Raw genomic sequence first — 6557 nt, 5'->3', positions numbered from 1 at the left:
TTTTATCAGAAGGTATCCTTTTTTTCTTCCTAAAACTAAAAAAATATATAAAAAAGAACGGACCCCATAAACTTCAATGGGTCCGTTCTTTTTCAATATGAGGAGGGTTTTGTCCCAGCCTCTTTATTAATAGAATTCGTCTTCTAAAACATTCTCTTCGTCTTCATATCGTGATTGATAAGAAGTGATCAGCGTATCCAGATGTTCTAGCTGCTCCTCGTAATTCAGGATGGACGAGAGGACGTGAAGTAAATGATAAGAAGAAAATTCTTCTTCTTCATTAGTAATCGCAATTTCCTTAACGAAAATATTCATCACTTCTTGTCGTTGCATAAACTCGCTATGTGTTTCATCGTCGTCGTAATCCGCTTTTAGCTTACCAACGAATTTCAGATGAAGCTGTTCATGATAGACGAGTAATGACTCTAGACGCTCCTGAATCATCATTCGGAAGTGCTCTGGAAGATTGATGAGTTCATTTTCATACATATGCATCCTTTTGAGAACGTCATAACTACTCCTAGTTGTACCGATCAATTGTCGATAGACAACAAGCCGTCTCGCTTTTGCGGCAGTAGTTTTCTTGAAATAGCTGCGCTCTTCTTTAAATAATAAGTACAGCTGATCAATTTGAATCAGACGTTCCTTTAACTTACTCAACGATTTCTTCATAGCAGTATGTTCAGACACTTGACGACCAGCTAAACGCGTCCAACGAATAATTTCGTCCTGTGCCTGATGAATCGCCTGAAACAGTTTCGTTTCATATTTCGGTGGCATGAACACTAGATTCACAATGAATGCCGCCAGTACACCTACCAAAATAGTACCTACACGAAGGAGGGCAAATGTTAGGAAGGCATCATCTTTAACCTCCATCACTGCAATCATTGTAACGAGTGCAAGTGACATAGATTTTTCGAGGCCCAGTTTCAACATAATAGTCATAACGATGACAGCTGCCAAACCGACTATTATAAGTTGAGGACCAAAGATGAGAGTGAATAAGACTGCTATAGTGGCACCGATTAAATTACCTTGCAATTGTTCTACTATTGTTAAGTATGATCTGTAAATAGAGGGTTGGATTGCGAAAATAGCTGCAATACCTGCGAACACTGCTGTAGGTAATTCTAATAAATTTGCGAGAAACAGAGCAAATACAATCGCAATACCCGTCTTAAAGACGCGGGCACCAAGTTTCATTGGGTAATTCCTTTCCTAAAAGCTCTTTTATGCTTACTTTACAATATACGCATAAAACGGTCAATTGTTCTATTTTAAAGTGCTTTAAATGCGCGATCTACTGCTTCAAGTGTTTCGTTTATATCTGATTCAGTATGAGCGGAAGTTAAAAACCATGCTTCATACTTAGATGGTGCTAAGTTGATGCCGTTTTTCAGCATTTCTTTAAAGAAACGTCCGAAAATTTCACCATCCGTTGCTTCAGCTTGCTTGTAGTTTTCCACTTTGACGTCTGTGAAAAATAACGTAAGTGCGCCTCCAAGACGATTGATCGTCAATTGGATACTGTGTTTTTTAGCCAATTTCAGAATGCCGTCTTCAAGTAAACCGCCTAAGCGATCCATCTCTTCATAAATGCCTGGTTCTTGAAGCACTTCTAGACAAGCGATTCCCGAAAGCATAGATGCAGGATTTCCAGCCATTGTTCCTGCTTGATAAGCGGGGCCGAGTGGAGCAACTTGTTCCATGATTTCTTTTTTACCGCCATAAGCGCCAATTGGTAGGCCACCGCCGATAATCTTTCCGAATGCTGTTAAATCCGGTTGAAGACCGAGTAATGTTTGTGCCGCACCGTAATGGAAACGGAACGCTGTAATGACCTCATCATAGACAGTCAGAACGCCTTGCTCTTTAGCTAACTCATGAACAAGTTCCAAGAACCCTTCATTTGGCTCGACGATTCCAAAGTTCCCGACAATTGGTTCGATTAGAATACAAGCAAGTTCATCGCCCCATTGTTTCATCGCTTCTTTATAGCTTTCGGGATCATTGAACGGAATCGTGATGACCTCTTTCGCGATAGAAGAAGGTACGCCTGCGGAGTCCGGTGTGCCTAATGTAGCGGGACCTGATCCAGCAGCTACTAATACAAGATCGGAGTGACCGTGATAGCATCCTGCGAACTTCATAATCTTCGTACGTCCAGTAAACGCTCTCGCTACACGAATGGTTGTCATAACAGCCTCTGTACCGGAGTTAACGAAACGAACTTTGTCCATTCCGGGAATTGCTTCTTTTAACATTTTTGCGAATTGTACTTCGTGGCGTGTCGGTGTTCCGTAAAGCACACCTGTTTCCGCTGCTTTTGTGATCGCTTTTGTAATGTGCGGGTGCGCATGTCCTGTAATGATTGGACCATATGCTCCCAAGTAGTCAATATATCGATTCCCATCAACATCATAAAAATAAGCGCCTTCTGCTCGTTCCATAACAGTAGGTGCACCTCCGCCAACCGCTCCGTATGCTCGGGCAGGGCTGTTCACGCCTCCCACAATATGTTCACATGCTTCTGCGTAGATTGCCTCTGAATTTTTTCGGTTCATTAGTAATTCCTCCAAATCATTTATACGTTATCCATTTTAGCATTAATCGAAGTGAAGTCTCTACCTTCAGAGTGAAGTATAGGTAAATTGTAAAATTCAAATACTTCCGATACGATAAGTGTGGAGAGAGTAAGTACACTATTCGTTTATATATATTAGAGGAGGAATTCAAATGGAAAATTTAGAAGGAAAACAAGCACCAGCATTCTCATTATCGAATGAAAATGGAGAAATGGTTTCATTAGATCAATATAAAGGAAAAAGCTATGTAGTTCTGTATTTTTATCCGAAAGATTCAACGCCTGGTTGCACGACGGAGGCATGTGATTTTCGTGATGCGCACGCGAACTTTGAAGGACTGAATGCTGTAGTGCTGGGTGTGAGTCCGGATCATGCAGTATCTCACCAAAAGTTTATCACAAAGCATAGCTTGCCGTTCTCCCTACTAGTAGATGAAGACCATGCTGTAGCTGAACAGTATGGAGTTTGGAAACTAAAGAAGAATTTCGGCAAGGAGTATATGGGCATAGAACGCTCGACATTTTTGATTGATCCAACGGGTACCGTAGTAAAGGAATGGCGAAAAGTTCGAGTGAAAGATCATGTAGCAAATGCACTAGCAACACTTGAGCAACTAACTAAATAGGAGGTTGTCACATGAAGGTACTATTCACATTTAAGATTAAAACTACATTTAAAGAGCAATTAAAAGAGAAGTATCCTAATGTCGAATTTATATATACTACAAATATTGATGATGCTTCATTGGAAGATATAGAGGTAATCGTGACAGATGGTGGAGATTTAACATCAGAACATGTCGAAAAAGCTACCGCGTTAAAATGGGTCATGGTAGCAGCGGTTGGAGTCGATACATTACCAATTGAAGCACTTCAGGAGCGCGATATTTTAGTTACGAATTCGCATGGTGTTCATAAAATGCCGCTAGCCGAATCTGTATTGGCACATTTACTATCCTTGGAACGTGGATTGCCAGGTATCTATAAAAGGGAGGATAAAAAAGAATGGAAGCTAGATTCTTTACCTGGTGAAATGAATCACTCCACTGCTTTAATAGTAGGAACTGGTGCAATTGGTGGGGAAATCGGACGCTTACTTCAGGCATTCCATGTCCGCACGATTGGCTGCAATCGTTCGGGTCACTCAAATCCTTCAATGGATGAAACAATTTCATTCCAAGAAATACTTGAGAGATTACCGGAAGCGGATTATGTCATCTCTATCTTGCCAAGTACGCCCCAAACAAGATGGATTTATCAGCCAGAGCATTTTCGTGCCATGAAAGAGACAGCGGTCTTTATGAATGTAGGTAGGGGTGACGCAGTGAAAGAGCAGTATGTGTTGGTTGCCTTGCAACAAAATGAAATTCGTCATGCGGTCCTTGATGTCTTTGAAACAGAGCCGTTGCCTGAAGATCATCCGTTTTGGGAATTGCCCAACTGTACAGTATCTCCGCATATGTCCAGTCTTTCCGATCAATATATCAAACGTTCACTTGATATCATGGATACCAATCTTGATAAGTGGGTGGCGGGGGAAAAGGACCTTATCAACCAAGTTGATTTAGCAAAAGGTTATTAATATAGCATAATCGGCAGAAATGTTGACAATACACCTCATAATTGAGTACACTAATTATAATGATTATAAAGAAGTAATTCTTATGAAGTGAGGTGCATTACGATGCCTGGAGTATTCTTAAAAGATGCGTTAGTGACATTGAAAGAAAGTGGTGTGAGAATAACTCCACAACGACATGCGATTCTTGAGTATTTAATCACATCCCATTCACATCCGACTGCTGATGAAATCTATAAAGCACTAGAATCAGATTTTCCCAATATGAGTGTGGCGACAGTTTATAACAACTTGCGTGTATTTCAAAGCTCTGGATTAGTCAAAGAGTTGACGTACGGAGATTCGTCAAGTCGTTTTGATTTCGTAACACATGACCATTACCATATTATTTGTGACGACTGCGGAAAGATTGTAGATTTCCACCATCCTGGTTTAGAAGAAGTAGAACGTCTTGCAGCGCATGTGACAGGATTCCAAGTGAATTCACATCGTTTAGAAGTGTATGGAACTTGTCCTGAATGTGCAGCGATGCAACAGAATCAAGCGAAATAAAAGAGTGTAACCCATTTGGGTTACACTCTTTTATTTTGTATTATTTTTCTTGCTTTACTTTTTTATTATACGCAATGTCGAATTCTTTACCTTCAAGATTGGGGTCGAGTGTCAACGGCTCGCGACAATGTCCGCACATATCAACTCGTCCAAGCACTTTTGTATGCTTGCCGCAATTTGGACACTGAACTCGTACAGCCCGTGTAGAAAGGGTACCGATCCACGCATACACCACTGTACTACCGATAATTGCAACCATGCCCAAAAACATAAAGATCAACATAACTACTTCATTAGAACGGAAGAATATTCCGATGTACATAATGACGACTCCGATGAAAATTAGTGACAAGGCAAATGACCGAATACGATTTATTTTATTTTTGTAAGGCTTCATCTCAAGTTTCCTCCTAACGCTATCCTCACCTAATATATCATATTATTATTTAATTGCAGTACAAACTCCCTTTAAATTAAAGGATTTTATGTGAAATTCGTCGAAATAGAGTATTCGAGACTATCTATAGAAAACTGGGAGGCGAGAAAGTGGAACAAATGCTACGGCCAGTATACCAAGAGAGAGCGAGCTTGCCCGAGACGTTAAGTGTCCTTCTCATTGGCAATCAAAGAGAAGATGATCCGATTACGGATACATTTGATGAAATCTTATTCATCATCACTTCAAATAATGAAATACCGATTCAGACAAAACACTATACAGATGGCAAGCGTAAAGCAGCCATGCATATCATTAGCGAGCGCCAACTAACACACTGGTTACTTGTGGGAACCAATAAGAAAATCATTGATTGGTTAATCCTCGGCAAGTTATATTTTGATCGAGATGAATATGGGGAGCAGCTGAAACAGCGTTTATCCGAAGAACCGTTATTCGGTAGAGGGATTAAAATGGGGATGGAAATGGCTAAAATGATTCGCGCTTATAATGAAGGGAAAATTCATTTCGAAAGAAAACAATACATGGATTCCTATCTATTCGCGATCAATACACTGCATAACTTAGCTAGGTTCGTCGCTGTTAAGCATAACGTTTTACCTGAAAACACTGTGTGGGCGCAAATGAAGAAAATAGATCCAGCTGTTTTTAAGTTGTACGAAGAATTAATTGGAAGTGAAGAAGAATTAGAGAAACGTCTAGATTTAGTGTTCTTGGCAAGTGAGTTCTTTATTCATAACTACACAAGTGAAGCAGCAACACATTTATTGGATATTATGAGCGAAAGAGAATCTTGGACTATCCAGCAATTGCATGAACAAGACGAGTTGGCGTTGTATTCCTCGGATTTAGAGTTCTTTATTGAATACTTAGTGGATAAGCATTTAATTGAGATCACACCAGTACCGTCTAAAAATGATTTGCTATTCCACAGAGAGTACCGTATTATAAGGGCTCGGTGACTGTCGTAGAGCGGTTCTTCGATCGCTCTATAATTTTTTTGGAATAGTTGTTGACATATTCTTTAACGCCATGTTATTATAATAAATGTCGCTTGGGAGAAACGTTCTAAGCAACACGAACAAAACATTCGAAAAAGAATTTTAAAAAAGACTTGACGAATGAGAGTAAGATGAGCTATATTAGAGAAGTCGCTTTTACAAGAAGCGCAAAACACGAACCTTGAAAACTGAACAGCAAAACGTTAACGAAATACAGTTTGTGCCTGGCTTGCCAGTGACATAAACAAAAATGAGTATCTTAATTGATGCCAGCAAATGAAACTCGAGCTAATCGAATTTCTCTTATGGAGAGTTTGATCCTGGCTCAGGACGAACGCTGGCGGCATGCCTAATACATGCAAGTCGAGCGAACTGTTGGAA

General features: G+C 40.1%; 7 protein-coding genes and 1 rRNA gene. 5 read left to right on the top strand and 3 right to left on the bottom strand.

The window, feature by feature from the left end; translation table 11 throughout:
- Positions 1-126: 126 nt before the first annotated feature.
- The gene (locus tag CSV69_RS16265; RefSeq protein WP_085427035.1) at positions 127-1206 is read right to left on the bottom strand and encodes an FUSC family protein; all 1080 of its coding nucleotides are present in this window, start codon (positions 1204-1206) and stop codon (positions 127-129) included.
- Positions 1207-1280: 74 nt separating this feature from the next.
- Entirely contained in the window at positions 1281-2567 is a 1287-nt protein-coding gene (locus CSV69_RS16260) for a glutamate-1-semialdehyde 2,1-aminomutase (protein WP_099626168.1), read from the bottom strand.
- Positions 2568-2739: 172 nt separating this feature from the next.
- Here CSV69_RS16260 and bcp point away from each other — a divergent pair, with 172 nt between their 5' ends.
- The 3 genes from bcp (at position 2740) to perR (ending at position 4718) form a co-directional block, all read left to right on the top strand.
- On the top strand, positions 2740-3213 hold the full coding sequence (gene bcp / locus CSV69_RS16255) for a thioredoxin-dependent thiol peroxidase (protein ID WP_085427033.1): 474 nt from the start codon (positions 2740-2742) through the stop codon (positions 3211-3213).
- Positions 3214-3224: 11 nt separating this feature from the next.
- Entirely contained in the window at positions 3225-4169 is a 945-nt protein-coding gene (locus tag CSV69_RS16250; RefSeq protein ID WP_099626167.1) for a D-2-hydroxyacid dehydrogenase, read from the top strand.
- 102 nt (positions 4170-4271) lie between these two features.
- Positions 4272-4718 carry a peroxide-responsive transcriptional repressor PerR gene (perR, locus tag CSV69_RS16245; protein WP_099626166.1) on the top strand — a complete coding sequence of 149 codons (447 nt, stop codon included), beginning with the start codon at positions 4272-4274 and terminating at the stop codon, positions 4716-4718.
- 40 nt (positions 4719-4758) lie between these two features.
- Here perR and CSV69_RS16240 read toward each other — a convergent pair whose 3' ends face one another.
- Entirely contained in the window at positions 4759-5115 is a 357-nt protein-coding gene (locus CSV69_RS16240; RefSeq protein WP_085427030.1) for a YgzB family protein, read from the bottom strand.
- A gap of 158 nt (positions 5116-5273) precedes the next feature.
- Between CSV69_RS16240 and CSV69_RS16235 the strand changes: the two genes are divergently transcribed.
- Entirely contained in the window at positions 5274-6137 is an 864-nt protein-coding gene (locus tag CSV69_RS16235; protein ID WP_369823355.1) for a nucleotidyltransferase-like protein, read from the top strand.
- 341 nt (positions 6138-6478) lie between these two features.
- Positions 6479-6557: ribosomal RNA gene (locus CSV69_RS16230) — 16S ribosomal RNA — on the top strand; the annotation flags it as partial.

The organism is Sporosarcina sp. P26b, assembly GCF_002743245.1.
In the GTDB taxonomy this organism is placed as follows: Bacteria; Bacillota; Bacilli; order Bacillales_A; family Planococcaceae; genus Sporosarcina; species Sporosarcina ureae_C.
Note: the sequence above shows the minus strand (reverse complement) of the source record. Positions and strands in the feature narration are given on the sequence as shown.